This is a genomic window from Peribacillus sp. S4 (genome assembly GCF_046715815.1).
GTDB lineage: Bacteria > Bacillota > Bacilli > Bacillales > DSM-1321 > Peribacillus > Peribacillus frigoritolerans.
On record NZ_CP175708.1, the window covers coordinates 957589 to 977624 of the forward strand.

At 41.2% G+C, this 20036-nt stretch carries 16 protein-coding genes; 13 read left to right on the forward strand and 3 right to left on the reverse strand.

All coding sequences use genetic code 11. From position 1 onward, the window contains the following. Positions 1–123: 123 nt before the first annotated feature. The 7 genes from ACJ9PY_RS04610 (at position 124) to ACJ9PY_RS04640 (ending at position 10390) form a co-directional block, all read left to right on the forward strand. Positions 124–1950 (forward strand): APC family permease, encoded by a 1827-nt coding sequence (locus tag ACJ9PY_RS04610; RefSeq protein ID WP_098864973.1) that lies wholly within the window; start codon positions 124–126, stop codon positions 1948–1950. Between the two features lie 1384 nt (positions 1951–3334). Then, positions 3335–4048, forward strand: coding sequence for a helix-turn-helix domain-containing protein (locus ACJ9PY_RS04615; protein ID WP_197483719.1), 714 nt, complete (start codon positions 3335–3337; stop codon positions 4046–4048). A 191-nt stretch (positions 4049–4239) separates the two neighbouring features. Then, a complete protein-coding gene (locus ACJ9PY_RS04620; protein ID WP_063577244.1) occupies positions 4240–5712 on the forward strand; it encodes an aldehyde dehydrogenase family protein in 1473 nt (490 codons plus the stop codon). A 261-nt stretch (positions 5713–5973) separates the two neighbouring features. Further along, positions 5974–7926 carry a primary-amine oxidase gene (locus tag ACJ9PY_RS04625; protein WP_063577243.1) on the forward strand — a complete coding sequence of 651 codons (1953 nt, stop codon included), beginning with the start codon at positions 5974–5976 and terminating at the stop codon, positions 7924–7926. A 48-nt stretch (positions 7927–7974) separates the two neighbouring features. Continuing rightward, positions 7975–8550, forward strand: a complete 576-nt coding sequence (locus ACJ9PY_RS04630; protein ID WP_063577242.1) for a hypothetical protein — start codon at positions 7975–7977, stop codon at positions 8548–8550. A 184-nt stretch (positions 8551–8734) separates the two neighbouring features. After that, complete coding sequence (locus ACJ9PY_RS04635; protein ID WP_034315121.1) at positions 8735–9589, forward strand: RhaT/GlcU family sugar-proton symporter; 855 nt, start codon at positions 8735–8737, stop codon at positions 9587–9589. 15 nt (positions 9590–9604) lie between these two features. Then, a complete protein-coding gene (locus ACJ9PY_RS04640; RefSeq protein WP_057275634.1) occupies positions 9605–10390 on the forward strand; it encodes an SDR family oxidoreductase in 786 nt (261 codons plus the stop codon). 77 nt (positions 10391–10467) lie between these two features. Here ACJ9PY_RS04640 and ACJ9PY_RS04645 read toward each other — a convergent pair whose 3' ends face one another. Continuing rightward, complete coding sequence (locus tag ACJ9PY_RS04645) at positions 10468–11013, reverse strand: NADPH-dependent FMN reductase (RefSeq protein ID WP_057275635.1); 546 nt, start codon at positions 11011–11013, stop codon at positions 10468–10470. 107 nt (positions 11014–11120) lie between these two features. Then, entirely contained in the window at positions 11121–12089 is a 969-nt protein-coding gene (locus ACJ9PY_RS04650) for a bile acid:sodium symporter family protein (RefSeq protein WP_411739563.1), read from the reverse strand. A 319-nt stretch (positions 12090–12408) separates the two neighbouring features. Here ACJ9PY_RS04650 and ACJ9PY_RS04655 point away from each other — a divergent pair, with 319 nt between their 5' ends. From ACJ9PY_RS04655 to cobT, 4 genes are all read left to right on the forward strand, one after another. Then, positions 12409–12825 carry an RrF2 family transcriptional regulator gene (locus tag ACJ9PY_RS04655; RefSeq protein WP_057275636.1) on the forward strand — a complete coding sequence of 139 codons (417 nt, stop codon included), beginning with the start codon at positions 12409–12411 and terminating at the stop codon, positions 12823–12825. Between the two features lie 114 nt (positions 12826–12939). Then, complete coding sequence (locus ACJ9PY_RS04660; protein ID WP_106026743.1) at positions 12940–13647, forward strand: nitroreductase family protein; 708 nt, start codon at positions 12940–12942, stop codon at positions 13645–13647. 262 nt (positions 13648–13909) lie between these two features. Further along, a complete protein-coding gene (gene lepB / locus ACJ9PY_RS04665; RefSeq protein ID WP_106026814.1) occupies positions 13910–14446 on the forward strand; it encodes a signal peptidase I in 537 nt (178 codons plus the stop codon). A gap of 129 nt (positions 14447–14575) precedes the next feature. Beyond that, positions 14576–15622 carry a nicotinate-nucleotide--dimethylbenzimidazole phosphoribosyltransferase gene (gene cobT / locus ACJ9PY_RS04670; RefSeq protein WP_411739564.1) on the forward strand — a complete coding sequence of 349 codons (1047 nt, stop codon included), beginning with the start codon at positions 14576–14578 and terminating at the stop codon, positions 15620–15622. 86 nt (positions 15623–15708) lie between these two features. Here the strand turns inward: cobT and ACJ9PY_RS04675 are convergent, their stop codons facing one another. Next, on the reverse strand, positions 15709–17112 hold the full coding sequence (locus ACJ9PY_RS04675; RefSeq protein WP_054397515.1) for a sigma-54 interaction domain-containing protein: 1404 nt from the start codon (positions 17110–17112) through the stop codon (positions 15709–15711). A 264-nt stretch (positions 17113–17376) separates the two neighbouring features. Between ACJ9PY_RS04675 and ACJ9PY_RS04680 the strand changes: the two genes are divergently transcribed. Together ACJ9PY_RS04680 and ACJ9PY_RS04685 are read left to right on the forward strand one after the other, a co-directional pair. After that, positions 17377–19050 carry an alpha-keto acid decarboxylase family protein gene (locus tag ACJ9PY_RS04680; protein WP_411739565.1) on the forward strand — a complete coding sequence of 558 codons (1674 nt, stop codon included), beginning with the start codon at positions 17377–17379 and terminating at the stop codon, positions 19048–19050. Between the two features lie 763 nt (positions 19051–19813). Further along, positions 19814–19957, forward strand: coding sequence for a hypothetical protein (locus ACJ9PY_RS04685; RefSeq protein ID WP_187050520.1), 144 nt, complete (start codon positions 19814–19816; stop codon positions 19955–19957). The last annotated feature ends 79 nt before the right edge of the window (positions 19958–20036 follow it).

Sequence of the window (20036 nt, forward strand, 5' to 3'; positions counted from 1 at the left end):
CAAAAAAAATTGATGTCTACAGGTCTATTTAGCTATGACTTGTAGGCATTTTTCTATTTAGTCTCGTTTTTTTTAGACAGCTGGGAAATATAAACTTATAAATTACATGGTGGTGAATTCTTGATGTTATCTTCTATAAAGAGGTTCTTGATTGGGAGACCTTTAAAATCAAATGCACTTGGTGAACAAAAGCTTAACAAAACAAAGGCGTTGGCGATATTATCTTCAGATGCATTGTCTTCGGTTGCATATGGGCCGGAGCAAATATTGATTGTCCTGATCACGGTCGGTGCTGCGGCATTCTGGTATTCAATCCCTATCGCGATTGGAGTATTGATCCTGTTAACCGCTTTGATTTTGTCCTACAGACAAATCATTTTCGCTTATCCACATGGCGGGGGAGCCTATGTGGTTTCAAAAAACAATTTAGGTGTCAATCCAGGGTTGATAGCTGGAGGATCCTTATTGGTCGATTATATATTAACTGTCGCGGTAAGTGTTTCCGCTGGTACGGATGCCATCACGTCCGCTTTTCCCGGCCTGCATGATTATAATGTCCTCATAGCCATTATTTTCGTCATCCTACTTACTATCTTGAACCTTAGGGGGGTTACGGAATCGGCATCTGTCTTGGCCTATCCGGTGTACCTATTCGTTTTAGCCTTGTTCATCTTGATTGGGGTTGGAATTTACAAAATTCTGACGGGAGGAGTCTCACCGGAATTGCATGCATCAATCGGGACTCCGGTAGCAGGCATCAGTTTATTTATACTGCTAAGAGCATTTGCATCAGGAAGCTCCGCATTGACAGGAGTCGAAGCGATTTCAAATGCAATCCCGAACTTTAAAGATCCAGCACCGAATAATGCTGCGAAAACATTAATAGCGATGGGTTCCTTACTAGCTGTTTTGTTTTCGGGAATCGTATACTTAGCCTATTATTTAAGCATTGTTCCTAGCGCAGAGGTAACGGTCGTCTCCCAGATTGCTGAAGAGATCTTTGGACGGAATTTCATGTATTTCTTCATTCAAGGTACAACTGCATTGATCTTGATACTTGCGGCAAATACTGGATATTCGGCTTTCCCTTTGCTTGCGGTAAATCTGGCGAAGGATAAATTCATACCAAGGGCGTTTACGATCAGAGGGGACCGTTTAGGGTATTCCAATGGAATTATCATACTTGGACTTGCATCCATCATCTTGATAGTCGCAGTTGAAGGACATACGGAAAATCTCATTCCGCTTTATGCGGTTGGTGTATTCATCCCATTTACGTTATCCCAGACCGGGATGATTGTTAAATGGATTCGCGAAAAGCCAAAAGGCTGGATGATGAAATTAACCATTAATTCAATTGGTGCCATAATTAGCTTTATCGTCACGATGATATTCTTTTTAACCAAATTTATTCAGGTTTGGCCTGTTTTGATTTTTTTACCTATCATCATTTTAATTTTTCATCGAATTAGAAAGCATTATGAAGCAGTTGGAGACCAACTAAGGATTACAACTTGTGAGCCGATCTTGCCAATTGAAGGAAATATCATTATCGTACCTGTGGCCGGTATAACTCATGTGGTTGAGAACTCTTTAAATTATGCAAAATCTCTATCTGCACATCAGGTCATTGCCGTTTATGTCGCTTTTGAAAGAGAAGATGAAAAGAAATTCGAAGAAAAATGGAAAAAATGGCAGCCGGATGTAAGGCTCGTTACACTGAATTCGTATTACAGAAGTATCATTCAGCCACTAACTAAATTTGTGGACACAGTAGAACATAAGGCTAGTGAATCCAACTATAAAGTTACGGTAATAATCCCCCAATTCATTCCGAAGAAGGGCTGGCACAATATTCTTCATAACCAATCAAGTTTACTGATTAAGGCCTACTTGCTTTATAGAAGAAATGTGGTTGTTACGACAGTGCCCTATCATTTGAAGAAGTAAGTTCCATATCTAAGAAATATAGAAGCAGAATGTAGACAAATTCGATTTTCATCGAGTTTGTCTACATTTTTTTATGGCTTATACAATTTGGACGTGGATTTCCGCTCAAGAAACTCGCTATCCGCGGGCGGTGGGCGAGCCTCCTCGGCTTGCGCCTACGGGGTCTCCCAAGACGCGCTTTCCCGCAGGAGTCTCGTACACCCGCTCCACTCAACCTTGTTATAGTATGTAGTAAGGAACCATACTTGAGGGGTTGAAGTTGTGTTGGTTTGGGACCATCATTTGATGAAAGATAAATTTTCCGTCTACAAATAATGTGGGTCCCGGTTTACATGATTGGGCCTACGTATTTTTAATGGATTATACAATTGGACGTTGATTGGAACGTAGGGCACTCGCTTTCCGCGGGCGGTCCGCGAGCCTCCTCGTCTAACGCCTGCGGGGTCTCCCAAGACGCGCTTTTCCCGCAGGAGTCTCGTACCTTCCGCTCTACAATCAGCTTTGTTATAGCATTTAGTTAGAAACCATACATGAGGAGTTTGGGAACATCATTTGATAAAAGATAAGTTTTCCGAACCCCTTTTGTCTCAAACTGGAGGAGCAAGCCTACATAAGGTTTGCTTTCTTATAATCTTAGAATTAAAAAGACTGCCCCTACATCGGTCTTTCAACAAGCGTCCCCGATGGTTGAAGAATAACATTAATTAAAAACTCATTAAATTTGCCATCACGATCATTGCTGATGAAGCCCATACAAGAAAAAGGATTGCAGTGAGATGTGGGGATACTTCATCTTTTATAGCTTTAATTAAGGTAAATATAAAACTATAGCCAAAAATGAAAAATAAAATTACATATAAGTAAACCAATATATACATTCCTTTCGTAACATAGAGGCTAAAAACTGGATTTGACTAGAACATTTTACCATATATTTCAGTATTCTTGACCAATAGTTAAACAAGAGCTTTTTCTCAGAGCCTTTTATTTTCACCGAAGGTAAAAGAGAACCCAAGTGTTCTGTAAGTTGGGTATTGTTTTAAATCTTTCAGTCAAAAGGGATTTGGAAATACTTGTCGAAAATTATAAAAACAACGCTCATATGGATAATGGCCAGGGGTGGGAAGATTGATGAACGGCTCTCCCGCCAAATGTAGTGATGCGGATGACCACTCATCCCAAACGATTACTGTAGTAATTGTGCAAGCTTATTGCAGTGGTAAAAAGGCTTTGGTGACAGTGTAATATAAAAGGAGCGTGATGGTAGCTGAGCATCATTCAGGGTTTCAATAACTTCGACTATTTTCCATTTCAACCGGAATTCGAGATTCTATCAGATTATTATATAGAATATAAACAAAGAAATTCTGACCATTCCACTACATTGTTCTATCAATTTAAAATCAATCGGGATTTAATGAATCCAATGTCCGTCATTCCGGATGGGTGTATCGACATATTATTTTATTGCGATCCCGAAAGACCTTCCGCAGATGTGTACGGGACTGTCCTCAAGTACAAAACGATAAACTTTCAGGCTAATTGTGAATATTTCGGTGTGAGGTTTATGCCTAAGCAGGAAACCCAGCATTTTAAATATTCCATGAAGGAGGTAATCGATCGCCAAATCCCTTTAGCTGATATGTTAAAAATTGAACCTACCATTATGGAAAGGTTAATAACTGAACGGGATTTTCATGGAAGAATAAAGCTGTTCAAAGAAGAAATAGGGATTAATATTTTTACGTGTAACGGTTTGCCGGCAATTATAGAATATTCCTTGAACAAAATATATTCTTCTAAAGGAAATGTAAATATGAATCAATTAGCTGCTGAGACCGGATACTCTACAAGATACTTGCGAAAGCAATTCGATGCCCATGTAGGGATGCCGCCCAAATTATTCAGCCAAATAGTGAGGTTCCAAAACTCCCTGCATATGTTATTGAATAAACAGGCCTTTACAGTTTGGGATGTGATTAATGAGAATGGGTATTTTGATCAATCACATTTAATTAATGAATTTAAAAAATTTGGTTATCTGACTCCTACTGAATTCATCGATGCTGTTTCAAAGAAATTTTCAAACCCAATATAACGTTCTTGTTTTATAGTGATTACATTTGAAGGATCCCGTTCATGGTGACGAGGATCTTTTTTTTGGTTTTAATGCATACAAAAATATTCTGAATGTTCCGTTTTTTACAATAAAAAAATAGTGACCAGCCTTATTGTGTTAATAGATATGTGATTGTTGTTTTGATTGTCCAATAGAAAGGGGAAACGATGATGGGGAAAAAATATCGATTGTTCATTGATGGGAGATGGGTTGATTCAATATCTGGAAGAACATTTGAATCATTTAATCCTGCAACTGATGAAGTGAATGCTATAGTTGCCGAGGCAGGTCCGGAAGATGTTGATTTAGCGGTAAAAGCTGCACGAAGGGCGTTTGAATCTGGCCCGTGGGCTGAAATGGCACCGGGGGATAGAGGGAGGTTATTGAATAAAGTCGCACAGGCACTGTGGGAGAATGCCGATATGCTGGCCGAAGTCGAATCAAAAGATAACGGGCTGCCAATCAATGAAACAAAATTCATTGCGATGCCAGCCATGATTGATGTACTCGAATTTTATGCGGGATTAGCCAATAAAGTCCAGGGAAGTACCCTTGCCTCACCCAATAACCGGTTCAATTTTACTTTGAAGGAGCCAATCGGTGTCATAGGGGCCATAGTCCCTTGGAACTTTCCGCTTATGCTGACGATGTGGAAGCTTGCCCCTGCTTTAGCGGCAGGCAATACGATTGTGATAAAACCAGCTGAGCAAACTCCTGTTAGCATTCTGGAATTGGTTAAAATCTTTCAAGAAGTCGGAATTCCAGATGGAGTCATCAATGTCATTCCGGGATACGGGAAGATAGCGGGTGATGCCCTCTCCTCCCATCCTGACGTCGATAAAATCGCTTTTACGGGTTCAACGAATACTGGCCGCCTAATCATGCAGGCAGCAAGTAAGAACTTAAAACCAATTAGCCTTGAATTAGGGGGGAAATCACCAAATATAGTTTTTGATGATGCTTCAATTGATAATGCAGTGAATGGATCCATGTTTGGTATCTTCTTCGCACAAGGTCAAGTATGCGCCTCGGGTACAAGACTTTTTGTGCAGGAAAGCATATATGATCGATTCATGGAATCATTCGTGAAGAAAGCGCGATCCATCCGTGTAGGGAATCCCTTAGACCATACGACCCAAATGGGACCGCAGGTTTCCTTGCAGCAACTTGACAAAATTCAACAATATGTAGCGGCCGGTCTGGAACAGGGAGCTAATCTTGTCATGGGAGGAGAAAGAAACACGGAGGCAGGAAATGGCTATTTCTTCACGCCTACTGTTTTTGAGAACGTTACCAATGAAATGACAATTGCCCGCGAAGAAATTTTTGGGCCGGTTTTGTCGGTTATCAAGTTCAAAGATGAAGAGGATGCATTGAACAAGGCGAATGACAGCTTGTATGGATTGGCTTCAGGTTTATGGACCAATGATTTAAAACGGGCGCACCGGATGGTAAGGGGGTTAAAAGCGGGGACGGTATATGTGAACACGTTTAGCATGCTTGATAGTGCAGCACCTTTTGGCGGCAGGAAGCAAAGCGGTTTCGGAAGGGAACTGGGTATCCAAGCGATGGATATGTACACGGAAACAAAAAATGTGTGGATCGATTTGAATGAGCAGGGTTTGAACTGGTATGGAGTTTAAGGGCAGGGAAGCGTCCTCATGGGCAGCTTGATTGAGTTGGATTTCCTGCTATCAGCTTGATAAATCGGTATGAGTGGGATGTGTTTTCTGATATTGGCTATCTTCATCATATTGAGTATTGTTGGGCCAAAGAGTCGACACCAGTTTCCGGGGAAGATGATGAGGTAGGCAAATGAAATTTTGCACTTTATGAACGAGGCACTTCGAGGAAAGTTTACTTAATGGATAGAATGATATTTTACCAAAAAGGGAGAGGTTAAGATGGAAAAAACTTCTAGCATGAAAGTAACGAGGGAAAATCACCCGCTTGATCCATTAACGGCAGAAGAACTTAAACTTACGGTCCAGATTTTAAAACGTGATAAAGGATTGGATGACCATTACCGCTTCGCTAACATCAGCTTACTTGAACCTGCAAAATCCATTGTTCTGGATTATCGTGATGATGAACAAATCAAGAGAGAAGCATTCTGCATCATTCTTCATAATAAAGAGGGAAAAACATATGAGGCTGTTGTTTCCATAACGGAAGGAAGCATAACGTCATGGAAACTGATTCCTGGAGTGCAGCCATCCATAATGGCCGATGAATTCATGGAGTGTCAGGAAGTTGTGAAAAGCCACCCTGAGATGATAAAAGCCTTTGCCAAAAGGGGGCTTACGAATATGGACAATATCATGGTCGACCCATGGTCAGCAGGGAATTTTGGAATTGAAGAGGAAATGGATGTACGAATCGTCAGGGCTTTATGTTATTACCGTTCATCATTATATGATAATGGGTATGCACGTCCCATTTCGGGATTATATGTCCTTGTCGATTTAAATAAGATGGAAGTCATCAAGATTGTGGATAAAGGTGTCATACCATTTCCGCCGCTTGATGGAAATTATACACCCGATCAAGTAGGTAACATGAGGCAGGATGTTAAGCCTTTGGAAATTGTTCAGCCTAAAGGACCAAGTTTCACGACGGAAGGACATGTGATCGATTGGCAGAAATGGAATATCCGCTTTGGTTTCAACTCCCGTGAGGGTCTTGTTCTTCATACGATCAGTTACAATGATGATGGAGTGCAACGGCCAATCCTGTATAGAGCTTCTTTATCTGAGATGGTGGTGCCTTATGGTGATCCGACTGATCCGGTTAATAGGAACAATGCTTTTGATGCAGGGGAATACGGCATTGGCATGTTGGCGAATTCACTTGAACTTGGGTGTGACTGCCTAGGTGAGATCAAGTACTTTGACGCGAACCTGGTGGATAGTAAAGGGAATGTAATTCAAATTAAAAATGCAATTTGTCTGCATGAGGAAGATTTTGGAATTGGGTGGAAACATACGGATTGGAGGACAGGTCATGTTGAAGTCCGCCGTTCAAGAAGATTGGTCTTATCGAGCATTTCGACAGTTGGAAATTACGAATACGGATTTTATTGGTATTTCTTTCAGGATGGGACTATACAGTTTGAAGTGAAATTGACAGGCATATTGCATACACAAGCCATCGAACCTAACCGGAAGCACCCGCATGGCAATCTAGTCGCACCTCAATTATTTGCTGCACATCACCAGCATTTCTTTAATATGAGGCTTGATATGATGGTTGATGGAATGAATAATTCAGTTTATGAAGTCAATACAAAAAGCATGGAAAAGGGGCCGGACAACCCATATGGAAATGGTTTTTATCCGGTTTCTACTTTGCTTAAAAATGAATCCGAGGCTGTCCGGGACCTTGATTTGCATACTGCGCGCTTCTGGAAAATCGTCAATCCCTCAAAAACGAATATATTGGGGGAACCGGTTGGTTATAAATTGTTTGCTGGGGAGAATTGTTTCCCGTTCGCCCATGATGATTCGCCTTTATTAAAACGGGCTGGATTTTTAAAACACCATTTTTGGGTGACGCCATTCGATCCTGAAGAACAGTTTGCTTCAGGGCGATACCCAAATCAACATGCAGGGGGAGAAGGGTTGGAAGATTGGGTTAAAGCCGATCGCTCCATTGAAAATGAAGATGTTGTGGTCTGGTATAACATGGGACACCATCATATAACACGACCTGAAGATTGGCCAGTCATGCCGACCGCTTATATAAGCTTTATTTTAAAACCGACGGGCTTTTTCAATCGGAATCCAGCTCTTGACGTGCCTCCATCAAAAACAAAGAATTCAGCTTGCCAGATGGACGGTCATTCTTCCTGTCATTAAAATCAGTCGTTTCACTAACTATTGCTCGAAAAGGGGGAAACGAATCGAATGCTGCTGCTGACCAGTTTTATGATAGTCGTGGCTTATACAATTTACTTTTCTAAAATAGCCCATCGGAAAAAAGAGAATATTGGTGTTGGCCTAGGTAAATGCATGGTCATGATGTTAAGCATGACGACAAGTTTAACCTTAAGTTTAATGCTGTCATTCCTGATGCCCGGCAAGCTGGCGGTTTTAACCGTTCTAGCCATCGCAATATGTGCAGTGGCAGGCTTCATCATCGGAAAACCATTCGGTCTAACAGCGGTTATGGAGTCTCTGTCAACAACTCTGATGGGGGCAATGATGGGAGCCATGCTTGGGGTCATGCTGCCTCTTGATTCACAAACTTTCATGCTCGTTTCGATGGATCTAATTTACCTATGCAGTATATTCTTTGTGACTTTTTATATAAAAAGAGAGGATGTAAAAGAGACAAAATGTGGGAGGGGGGTTGCTCCTTTCTTTCTGACCCTCTTGTTCTCCATCATCATTATCGGAACGTCGGCTGTTTGGGAACGTGATTATTTCAAGGTTGGTGGAGATTCGGAAATGGACATGCAACATCATCAACATGGCGGGTAGCTGTTACAAGAATATCAATATCATCAAAAGGGCTGCTTCTGCAGCTCTTTTTGTGTTGAACAATTCTTTTAGGGAAACACTTCATAAAATTACCAAGGGTCATTTCAAATAATGCGAACATATTAAAAGAATACAAAATGAAATATCCTGCTTAGTTTTGTACTTACATATATGGGGGTTGAAAATGGATATACTATTAGCTCTCTTGCCAGCATTATTCTGGGGAAGCATCGTTTTATTTAATGTGAAACTCGGGGGTGGACCCTATAGTCAAACACTAGGTACAACGATTGGCGCCTTGATTTTTTCAATTGGTGTTTATATTTTTGCCGATATTAAGCTGTCACTTTTGGTGTTTGGTGTCGGAGTCGTATCTGGATTGTTTTGGGCCGTTGGACAAGCTAATCAGCTTAAGAGCATTGATTTAATGGGAGTTTCTAAAACAATGCCGATTTCAACAGGATTGCAGCTCATTTCAACCACTTTATTCGGGGTCATAGTTTTTAACGAATGGTCTACAATGAAGGCGATTATTTTAGGCGTATTGGCATTGATCTTCATTATTATAGGAATCATCTTGACCTCCTTGGAAGATAAAGAATCGAAAGAGGGCAAGTCGGGAAACTTGAAGAAAGGAATTGTTATTCTCCTCATCTCGACATTCGGTTATTTGGTTTATGTGGTCGTGGCCCGTCTTTTTGATGTTGACGGGTGGTCAGCGTTGTTCCCTCAAGCGATTGGGATGGTGATAGGCGGTCTGTTATTGACTTTTAAGCATAAACCGTTTAACAAATATACGATTCGTAATATCATTCCGGGATTGATATGGGCTGCAGGGAACATGTTTTTATTCATTTCCCAGCCACGTGTGGGAGTGGCCACTAGTTTTTCACTTTCGCAGATGGGCATAGTCATCTCAACCCTTGGCGGGATCTTCATTTTACGTGAAAAGAAAACGAAGCGCCAACTAATTGGAATTGTAATTGGGATTATCTTGATCATCATAGCTGGGATTATGCTGGGATTGGCAAAAAGTTAATTGGAGGGTGATTACATGTATACAGATTTAGAAGGTAAAGTCGTTGTTATTACCGGATCATCCACTGGTTTAGGAAAAGCGATGGCCATTCGCTTTGCTAAGGAAAAGGCAAAAGTCGTGGTTAATTATCGCACCAAATCAGAGGAAGCGGATAGTGTAATGGAAGAAATCAAAACAAATGGCGGGGAAGCCATTGCCGTAAAAGGCGATGTCACCAGTGAACAAGATGTCATTAACCTTGTTCAATCAGCGATAAAGAATTTCGGGAAACTCGATATATTCATCAATAATGCTGGAATTGAAAATCCGGTTCCATCTCACGAGATGCCGTTAAGCGACTGGAATAGGGTAATCAATACTAACTTAACCGGAAATTTCCTAGGCTGCCGTGAAGCTATCAAGTATTTTGTCGAGAACGGTATTAAAGGGAATGTTATAAACATGTCCAGTGTACATGAGATGATTCCCTGGCCTTTATTCGTTCACTATGCAGCTAGCAAGGGCGGGGTGAAGCTGCTTACGGAAACCCTAGCTCTTGAATATGCACCAAAAGGGATCCGTGTGAACAGCATTGGTCCTGGAGCCATCGCCACGCCAATAAATGCCGACAAGCTTGAAGATCCCGAAAAGAAAAAAGACCTTGAAAGCATGATTCCGATGGGGTATATCGGAAAGCCTGAAGAAATTGCTGCGGTTGCTGCATGGCTGGCATCTTCAGAGTCCAGCTATGTAACGGGCATCACTCTATTCGCTGACGGAGGAATGACAAAATACCCTGCATTCCAAGCGGGAAGAGGATGAAATGAGTTTAATTCCTCTTTTATGATGCAACAAGAATCCCAGCAGGATCATTCCTGCTGGGATTCTTGTGTAAAGCATTAACGAGTATGATGATTATACCAGCTAATGAAATTATCGACGACCGTATCGATAAACTGGACAGTTGACTCATGTGTAAGCCTGCCTTCGTTATCGATTTTGTCATGCACTGCACCAACATATACTTCATTCCCAGGAAGGAGTGGGGAGGAGATGCCTATTGCGAATAAGATTTCACGCAAATGCAATTGAGCTTTTACCGTCCCTAATTGCCCCATTGACGCACCCATGATCCATGATGGTTTGCCGATCAAGACTTTATCGACACGTGATAACCAATCAATTGCATTGCCCAATACACCTGGAATCGTCCCGTTGTATTCAGGTGTTACCCACAAGACTGCATCTGCTTCGGCCACTTTGCTTTTAAATTCTTTTACAACCAATGGAGGATCATTTTCAATATCTTGATCATAAAAAGGTAAATCCCGAATGTTCAAGATTTCGAGATCAAAACGATCTTGATATTTAGTTTGAATATATTTGGCTAGCTTAAGGTTGTATGACTCTTTACGGATACTTCCCACTATGGCAACAACTTTCATCTCCAATACCCCCAATGATTTTATAATGGATAATCATGTAAATATGTTCCACTTCCCTATTATAATTGGAATGTAATTGAAAGGGAAAAAGGATGCTTGGGAAATAATCATTCGGCGGATGGCCCTTCAATCACACCACGATGAAAATGTCTTTCCATGACATACCCAAAAAAGGAGGCAAGCATTTGTTGAAACAGCATGCCAAGTACAACGGGTACCGCAACGGCAGCAGGGAAATAGGTGGTTGCAAGAACGGCTCCAGCACTGATGTTTCGCATACCGCCTGTAAATGTCAAGGTGATGATATCCGCCTTTTCCCATCTTAAACATGCACCGACCATCCAAGAAAGGGCATAACCTGAAGCGGCTATGAACAAAACCAAGAAGGCCATGATCATTATTTTCTTATCGAAATGGGTTAAGAAAGGCGCTATTTTTGAACTGTTCAATATGACTACGATTCCAACGCTTATCTTGGAGAATGGAGCTAATCGGGGAGTTAGTGAATATTGAATCTTTCCTTTTGTAGCCTGATTCAAGAACATGGCAAGCATGGAGGGCAGAACGACCATTCCGATTAATCCTTTCACTATCGACCCCAAATCCATTTCGATCGAACCGCCTCCGAAAAAGGAAATGCTGTAAGGGACGATGAATGGCGAGAGTAGGGTGTCGATTAAGATGATGGTTAGGGCAAGTATGGCATTACCCTTATAAATGGATACCCAGATCATACTGGTGACACCGGTTGGAATCACTACTGCGAGGACTAGGCCGGTAATTGTGAAAGCATCACCATGAAACACTAAATGACCTAGGCCAAAAGCCCAAATTGGCATAAGCATATGAAGGATGATCAATACGATGAAAACGGGTAAAGGGTGGGTGACTGCCTGTTGCAGAGATTTAAAGTTAGAGCCTAAACTCCCGGAAAATGTAATGAAGGCAAATATCCATGGAACAAGAAAGGTGTATTCCATTAGATGTTCGGACAATAATACCCCAATAATCACGCTTATCGGCGTGATGAGAGGCATGACTTTATCGAGTTGTTCATTTATTGTTTTCAGCATCATTCATCCACTTCCTCATCCATTCTATTAAGTAAGTTTACCATATTCCAAAACATATAATTTGTAAGACAAGAATTTTGTCAATTTATTTTTGAAGATGGTGAAATGCATTTAATGTAAGACTATATAAAATAGGCCAAGTGGGATGCTAATATATCCATTCTTTTTGTGTTCTCCATTACTTTCGCTGCTATGAAACAAAAAGGGCTGCAAGCTTTCCCTGATGGATGGTTTTATAAGGAGGTTTTTAGGCAGGAATGTTCGATGTAACGTTGTATATTCAATGAAAAATAGTTTAAAGTAGAGGAGAGAGGTGAAAGAAATGGCAGAAAAGGTTTCCAGTATAATGTGGTTTAGTCTTGCAGTACAAGCCCTGCTTGTTCTTGCTGATCATGATGGATTATGCAATAGTAATAAATTGGCCGTTAAGCTTGATTCGGAGTCAGGTTTTCTTAGAAAAATATTAAGTAATTTAGTGAAGGCAGGGCTGATTCAAGCGAAGGAAGGAAGAGATGGGGGATATTCACTTGCCAAAAATCCCGAACAAATCATTCTTGCAGATATATACTCTGCAATTAAATCCGAACCTTTTTCAAAAGGCTTTCTTGATGTGAATGCTAAAAAATGCTTTCAACCATCTTCCCGCGAAGCTTTATGCGGCTTGAAAAACGAGATGGAGAGCTGGATTATACAAGGCTTGGAACAAAAGACGATTGCTGATTTACTTTCAAAATCCTGATTTGAAAAACGAAACTGCCAGGGTTTCGTTTTTCTTAAACTGTATTTGACAAAAGAACAGTATGCGTTATATACTGTTCCTGTAATGATTACAGTTAAATGGAGGTCATTATCAATGACAAAAAATATAATGAGTAAAGAAGAGTACCTGAATAAAGCTAAAGAATTGAATGTACCGCTTGAAAAGCCGAAAGTCCTTAATGATACGGATTTCATTACGGTAGCAAAAGAACGGAGATCTGTTCGCCAGTACGACGCTGAATACGTGATGACTGAAGAGGAAATTCGTGAAATCTTGGAGATTGCGATTCAAGCGCCGTCTTCTTCCAACTTACAGCCATGGAGATTCCTTGTGATTCAAGATAAGCAAACCCAACAAGAATTGCTACCCATCGCAAATAACCAACAACAAATCGTCGATGCATCTGCTGTCATTGCCGTTTTAGCTGATATAGAAGGTTACAAAAATGCAGAACGGATTTATGGTGAATTAGTCAATAAAGGGATCATGAAGAATGAAATCAAAGAGCCATATGTAGCCTCTATTCTGCATAATTACGGCAACTTTTCCGCTGAGAAGGCTTTAAGCGTAGCCATGATTGACGGTGGCTTGGTTTCCATGCAGATCATGTTGGCTGCAAAAGCAAAAGGATACGATACAGTCCCAATGGGAGGGTTCGATGAAGCCAAATTTGTGGATGCGTTCAATGTACCGGAAAACTTCAAACCTGTCATGTTGATTTCCCTTGGAAAAGGAACTAAAGCAGGCTTTGAAAAAGTCCGTTTGCCACTCGATGATATATTGACTTGGAATAAATTCTGAGGAACAAACTAAGAAAAAGGATAGCTAAAATCGCTATCCTTTTTCTCATGGTTTGAGATTTGCTCTGAAAAATCATTTATTCTCGCGAGCAATAAATGAATGTGTTACAATTTTTCCAGATATTTCTTTGGAATGTTTCCTCTAAAAATCACCGACCGGCAAATTAAGCTAATGAATTCTTTTTGGCGCTGCTAGCCAAAATACAGCAATTATCGTGGGTTTAGCCGTTGACAATGGATGGGAGGGAGTCCGTGTGAAGAATATGAAAAGTGAAGTGTTTTCGTGGTTGAAAGCTATCTTATTCGCTTTAATGATCGTGTTCATTTGCCAACAGTTTTTATTTACGCCAGTCACGGTAAAAGGTGAATCAATGGAGCCGACTTATGAAAATGATGACCGGATCGTGGTAGCTAAAATCGGAAAGCCGGAGCGTTTCGATATGGTCGTATTTTATGCTCCGGACGCGGAAGAGAATTATATAAAAAGGGTGATCGGTTTACCAGGGGACAGCGTCGAAATGAAAGATGATGTCTTATATATCAATGGGAAAAAGTATACAGAACCATATTTGAATACAAAAAAAGGAGAAATTCCACCTGAAGAGAACCTGACGGAGAATTTCACCCTAAGTGATTTACTCGGGAAATCCAAGGTACCTGTCGGTCATTTGTTTGTCATGGGGGATAATCGAAGGAATAGTTGGGATGGAAGAAGATTTGGTTTTATTTCTGAAAAATCACTTGTGGGCAAGGTGAAATTTCGCATCTACCCTTTAAAGGAAATGGGAGTGCCGAAGTGAAACGACCACAGTGAATATAAGTGAAAGCTTGGATGATAATGATATGGACTAAGTTGTATTTATAGCAGATGATGGATAAGAACCTTTTCCTATGGTTAAGGTTTTTATTTTGGATTGTGGGGGATTAATATGAAGAATGGTTTATCTGCCATTTCCATCCCGATGCTGGATGAAGAAATGGGACGTCAGGTTAAAGGACATGTCGATTCGCTGACGGTTCCTCAGGGAAGCTTAGGACGGCTGGAAGAATGGATAATTGAACTGGCCAAGATGACAGGGGAGGCATTTCCGGACATTTCGAAACCGGGGGTGATCGTGTTTGCAGCCGACCACGGAATTACGGAAGAAGGGATTTCCGCGTATCCAAAAGAAGTGACGGAACAAATGGCACTTAATTTCCTGAATGACGGTGCTGCCATCAATGTATTAAGCCGTGCGATAGATGCTTACTTGGACATTGTCGATATAGGGATCGATGCAGATATCGAAGCACCGGGGTTAACTTCCAGAAAAGTCCGTAATGGAACTAGAAACTTTTATAAGGAAGAGGCTATGACAAAGGAAGAAGTAAATCAAGCGCTTGACATTGGGTATGACCGTGCAGAGAAAATGATTGCCCGTGGGGTGAACTGCCTGATTCTTGGTGAAATGGGAATCGGAAATACGACATCCAGTACCGCCATCATCTCCATCATAAGCGGGAAAAGCGTCGAATCACTAGTGGGGCAGGGAACAGGATTGAAGTCAGAAGGCATTTTACATAAGCGAAGAATAATTGAAGAAGCGATTTTATTAAGAAATCCTAATCCTGATGATCCAATCAACATTTTGATGAATATCGGTGGATTCGAAATTGCAGGTATGGCAGGGGCCATGCTTGCTGCAGCGAATAACCGTATACCCATTCTTGTTGATGGTTTCATTACAACAACGGCTGCTGTATTGGCAAACCTGATTTCCGGCCGTGCAGCCGATTATATGTTTGTTGGACATCGATCTGCAGAACCTGGTCATAGAGCGGCCATAGAACTGCTTGGCAAGGAACCGATCCTCGACCTGGGAATGAGAATCGGGGAAGGAACAGGGGCTGCCCTATCATACCCCATTCTCAAGGCGGCGACATTGGTCATTAAAGAAATGGCAACATTTGAATCTGCGGGCGTGTCAAATAAGTAAGAAAAAGGAGACCTCGATAACGCTGGTCTCCTTTTTATACAGGTAAAAAATTGGATACTGCATTGAAACATTCTTCTATTCCGCTGTTATTTAATAGGCAGATGATCTTTATATTTCTTCATTTTCCTGACGACGGAAGGCTGGCTGATACCTAAGAATTTAGCCATTTCATATGTGGACTTGCATTGTTTACTCGCTTTCATCAACATCCATTTTTCGACTTGTTCGAGAGCAGTATTGAGATCACTATCATCAACCATCATATTGTCGATCATTAGGGTATCATCTATTTTCTCCAAAGATTCTTGTCCATGGAAATGGGAGGGGAGAAAGCCTGGGAAAATGATGGAGTCTTCCGAGGTCAAAATGAGCCGTTCGATCAGGTTTTCCAATTCACGCACGTTTCCTGACCATTTATGCTGAATCAGTATTTCGTAAGTGGAAGGGTGCAATTTCTTATCCGACTTGTATTTCTTATTGATGATTTCGAGATTATGATTGATTAAGATGGCAATGTCTTCTTTTCTTTCTCGTAACGGCGGTATTTGGATGGGAATCACATTTAAGCGATAATACAAATCGAGCCTGAATGTTCCCTTCTCCACCATTTCCTCAAGGTTTTGATTGGTTGCCGTCACAAGCCGGAAATCAATTTTATGCTCTTTTTTTCCTCCCACTCTTTTAAAGGTCTTCTCTTGCAGGACATTTAATAACTTCACTTGCATATCGAGGGGAAGCTCCCCGATTTCATCCAGAAATAAGGTTCCGTTATCTGCTTGTTCGATCAGCCCTTGCTTCCCCTGCTTCTGCGCTCCGGTGAAGGATCCCGCTTCATATCCAAACATTTCGGATTCAAAGAGACTTTCTGGGATGGTACTGCAGTTGACTTCGATGAATGGCTCTTTGCTGCGGTAACTCTGATTGTGCAGCCGGCGGGCGAAGACGCTCTTTCCCACACCGGATTCCCCAAGTAGCATGACTGTCGCATCCGTTTTGGAAACACGGTGTATCGTTTTGGCGATTTGCCGCATTTCCTTGCTGCGATAGATCAACTCCTCCTGTTCCCTTAGTTCCTCGACCTCCGATTGGTATTCTTGAATCTTTTTCTCCAATTGACCGTACTGATCCTGGAGGTTCCTGATTTCAGTTTGATCTTGGGCATAGCTGACGACACGAATCAATTCACCATCATCATCAAAGATGGGATAGGCAGTCGACATGACGATTTTTCCCGTCTTCGTTTGCTGCATGATCTGGATAGGCGTTTTCTCTTTCAATACCATGGCGGAAATCGAAGGTGAAAGGATTCCTTCCGTTTCGAGCTGGTAAACGGATTTTCCAAGGTAATGTTCTGGTTCGATTCCATATATCCACCAATGGTTAGGATTCGTGAATAAAATGAATCCTTTTTCATCGGTCACGGTAATATTATTATTGGATGTGTTGATAATGCATTCCAAAACTCTTTTGACGTTGTTATCACTCATCATTTTCCCCCTTATCACTGTGCCGGTGATTCAAATATAAATCAAAAACAGAAGCGAAATCAAGAATTTTCAGATATTTCGATTTGGAATTGAATCATTTTTTATAAGAATCATGCCTGAGATAGTCTCACTCACTTCATTCATCAAGCTAAAACTAGAATAATAGAGACGCCACCTACATTAAAGCAAATGGATACTTATACGGTTAACCTACTTATGTTTGGGTATAAATAAAGTAGAGAGTAATCGATTGAAGGAGTGATTGACTTGGCTGAAAACACAACCTTGGGACAATATTTATACGACTGCTTAAAAGCAGAAGGCATTACAGAGATTTTTGGTGTGCCTGGAGACTATAATTTCTCATTGCTAGATACTTTGGAAGATTACGATGGGATTGAGTTTATTAATGGACGAAATGAACTCAATGCTGGTTACGCAGCGGACGCATATGCCCGGGTGAAGGGCATGTCGGCACTGATAACCACCTTTGGTGTCGGTGAAATGAGCGCATGTAATGCAATCGCTGGAGCGTACAGTGAAAATGTGCCGCTCATCCATATTGTCGGCTCGCCAAAGACCATGATGCAGCAGGAAAAGGAGCTTGCCCACCATACGTTAATGGATGGAGATTTTGATGTTTTCCGTAAGGTTTATGAGCATATTACCGGTTATACAGCAATACTTACACCAGAAAACGCGGCTAGGGAGATACCGGCTGCAATCAAAATCGCGAAAGAAAAGAAAAAGCCCGTTTATTTGGTAGTGGCTATCGATCTCGTTGAAAAACCATTGCTTTCTCTCGGTAAGACATCAGAAAACATGACAAAAACGAATGTCGATGCTTTGCAGTCAGCAGTGAAGCATATAAAAGGCATGTTAGAACATGTAAATAAAGCCGTTCTGCTTGTCGACGTGAAAACACTTCGTTATAACTTGCAGAAACCCGTACTGCAGCTCGCTGAGAGGTTAAATGTTCCAGTTGCTTCATTGATGCAGGGGAAAAGCGGGTTTGATGAGAGTCATCCCCAGTATATTGGTGTATACGGCGGAGCTTTCGGAAGCAAGGATGTAACAGAGACTGTTGAAGAAGCGGATTTGATCATAGCCGTTGGTACTGTTTGGTCAGACGTCAATACTTCCAAAGGTACAGCAAAGCTTAACCCGTTGAAAATGGTGGAAATTCAACCTGACACATTAAAAGTGGGGGAAGCCAGCTATATGAATGTCAAGGCGGAGGAAATACTAAAAGCGCTCCAGGACATTGGCTACCGTCAGAACGAATCTGTCGGAAACATCTCGTTTCCGTTTGACACAATGGTGGAAGACCCATCTGCACCACTGAAAGCGACTTCCTATTATCCTCGAATTCAGCAAATGTTGAAGGAAAATGACATTGTGGTCACGGAAACAGGAACATTCTCTTATGGCATGTCACAGGTCAGATTGCCGAAAGGGGCGACCTACATAGCCCAGGGAGGCTGGCAAAGCATTGGTTATGCGACGCCTGCAGCTTTCGGTGCTTGTATAGCGGATAGAAACCGGCGTGTCCTTTTGTTTACCGGGGACGGATCGATACAGCTGACAGCACAGGAAATAAGCTCGATGCTGGAGAACGGCTGTAAGCCCATCGTGTTTATCCTCAACAATAACGGCTATACGATAGAAAAATTCTTAAACGTAAAAGTCGATATAGAAAAACAGAAATACAACGAGATACCAGAGTGGAATTATACAAAACTGGCTGAAGCATTTGGTCAAGAGGCATTCACAGCAAGAGTCGAGACGAATGGTGAACTGGATGAAGCCATTACAAATGCCCAAGATATGAACGCCGATAAACTTTGCCTTATAGAACTGGTCGTGAAAGATCAGATGGATGCACCGGATTATTTGAAAAAAATAAGGCAGTACCTTGAAGAGCAAGAGAAACTAAAGTAATTCCATGATCGAAATGCAATCACACCTGATTAAACACTAGAATATACTTTAATGTTTTGTTTATAAACCTCATTAGATTGAAAAATTATGAAAATACTCCTGCCGAATAACCGGTCTAGCCGAGACACCACAGGCGTTTGCTTTGAGGTGGATTGGCAGAAAGCCGGCGGAAAGGGAGCGGATTTCTGGAATCGACTGAAATCAAATTTAAGAAAAACCGTAGTCTAGGCTCATCCCGAACCAAGTTTAAGACGAGGTGATCCTTGAGTTTTTTTTACATTAGTCCTTAAAGGATGGAAGAAATTTGCGACACTCCTGCCGAGTAACTGGCTAGCCGAGACCCCGGAGACGTTTACGTCGAGGAGGCTTGGCAGACAGTCGGCGGAAAGGGAGCGGATTTCTGGAATCGACTGGAACTTTTTTGAAATAAAAAAGCTCAGGCAAACTTACTCTTCTTATTAGTATACTTTCTGAAAAGGTCTTCTGTGATGAAGGCCTTTTTTTGTTGGAAATGTAGATAATGTACTTACTTATATCTGCACGGCCCGATCAAGGACAAGAATGCTAGTTGAAAAAGTGAACAGGATATACCCAGAATGACAATACCGATATTGGTAACGGTCATTTCAAAATTGAAACCAAGAATTTTTAAACTAAGAGTATTATGAAAATATCATGAAGTAATAGGAAAAATATTCTTCCTTAGCAGAGAAAACCATTCTTTTTCCTGCTAGCAATTTCTGTAGAGAAGGAGGTCCAAAAAATGCGTAAAAATGTATCATTAGCGCGGTTAATAGAGTCTAATAAAGAAAATCTCAACAATAATCAGATGTTCATAGATCTTATAGAAGAAAAAGTCCATAGAAAGCAGGTTGAAATGCAGGAAAGACAAGGAAGGATGAAATAGGCCACGAAAGGAATTATTAAGCTTGTATCAGTAATCAACTGAATTATGCGATTGTGGAAATGCAAGGTTAATGCGCCAG

Bases quoted from the DNA above. Each gene is read 5' to 3' on its own strand.
- ACJ9PY_RS04610 (WP_098864973.1), top strand. From the start codon at position 124: ATGTTATCTTCTATAAAGAGGTTCTTGATTGGGAGACCTTTAAAATCA.
- ACJ9PY_RS04620 (WP_063577244.1), top strand. From the start codon at position 4,240: ATGGGGAAAAAATATCGATTGTTCATTGATGGGAGATGGGTTGATTCA.
- ACJ9PY_RS04625 (WP_063577243.1), top strand. From the start codon at position 5,974: ATGGAAAAAACTTCTAGCATGAAAGTAACGAGGGAAAATCACCCGCTT.
- ACJ9PY_RS04630 (WP_063577242.1), top strand. From the start codon at position 7,975: ATGCTGCTGCTGACCAGTTTTATGATAGTCGTGGCTTATACAATTTAC.
- ACJ9PY_RS04635 (WP_034315121.1), top strand. From the start codon at position 8,735: ATGGATATACTATTAGCTCTCTTGCCAGCATTATTCTGGGGAAGCATC.
- ACJ9PY_RS04640 (WP_057275634.1), top strand. From the start codon at position 9,605: ATGTATACAGATTTAGAAGGTAAAGTCGTTGTTATTACCGGATCATCC.
- ACJ9PY_RS04645 (WP_057275635.1), bottom strand. From the start codon at position 11,013: ATGAAAGTTGTTGCCATAGTGGGAAGTATCCGTAAAGAGTCATACAAC.
- ACJ9PY_RS04650 (WP_411739563.1), bottom strand. From the start codon at position 12,089: ATGATGCTGAAAACAATAAATGAACAACTCGATAAAGTCATGCCTCTC.
- ACJ9PY_RS04655 (WP_057275636.1), top strand. From the start codon at position 12,409: ATGGCAGAAAAGGTTTCCAGTATAATGTGGTTTAGTCTTGCAGTACAA.
- ACJ9PY_RS04660 (WP_106026743.1), top strand. From the start codon at position 12,940: ATGACAAAAAATATAATGAGTAAAGAAGAGTACCTGAATAAAGCTAAA.
- lepB (WP_106026814.1), top strand. From the start codon at position 13,910: ATGAAAAGTGAAGTGTTTTCGTGGTTGAAAGCTATCTTATTCGCTTTA.
- cobT (WP_411739564.1), top strand. From the start codon at position 14,576: ATGAAGAATGGTTTATCTGCCATTTCCATCCCGATGCTGGATGAAGAA.
- ACJ9PY_RS04675 (WP_054397515.1), bottom strand. From the start codon at position 17,112: ATGATGAGTGATAACAACGTCAAAAGAGTTTTGGAATGCATTATCAAC.
- ACJ9PY_RS04685 (WP_187050520.1), top strand. From the start codon at position 19,814: ATGCGTAAAAATGTATCATTAGCGCGGTTAATAGAGTCTAATAAAGAA.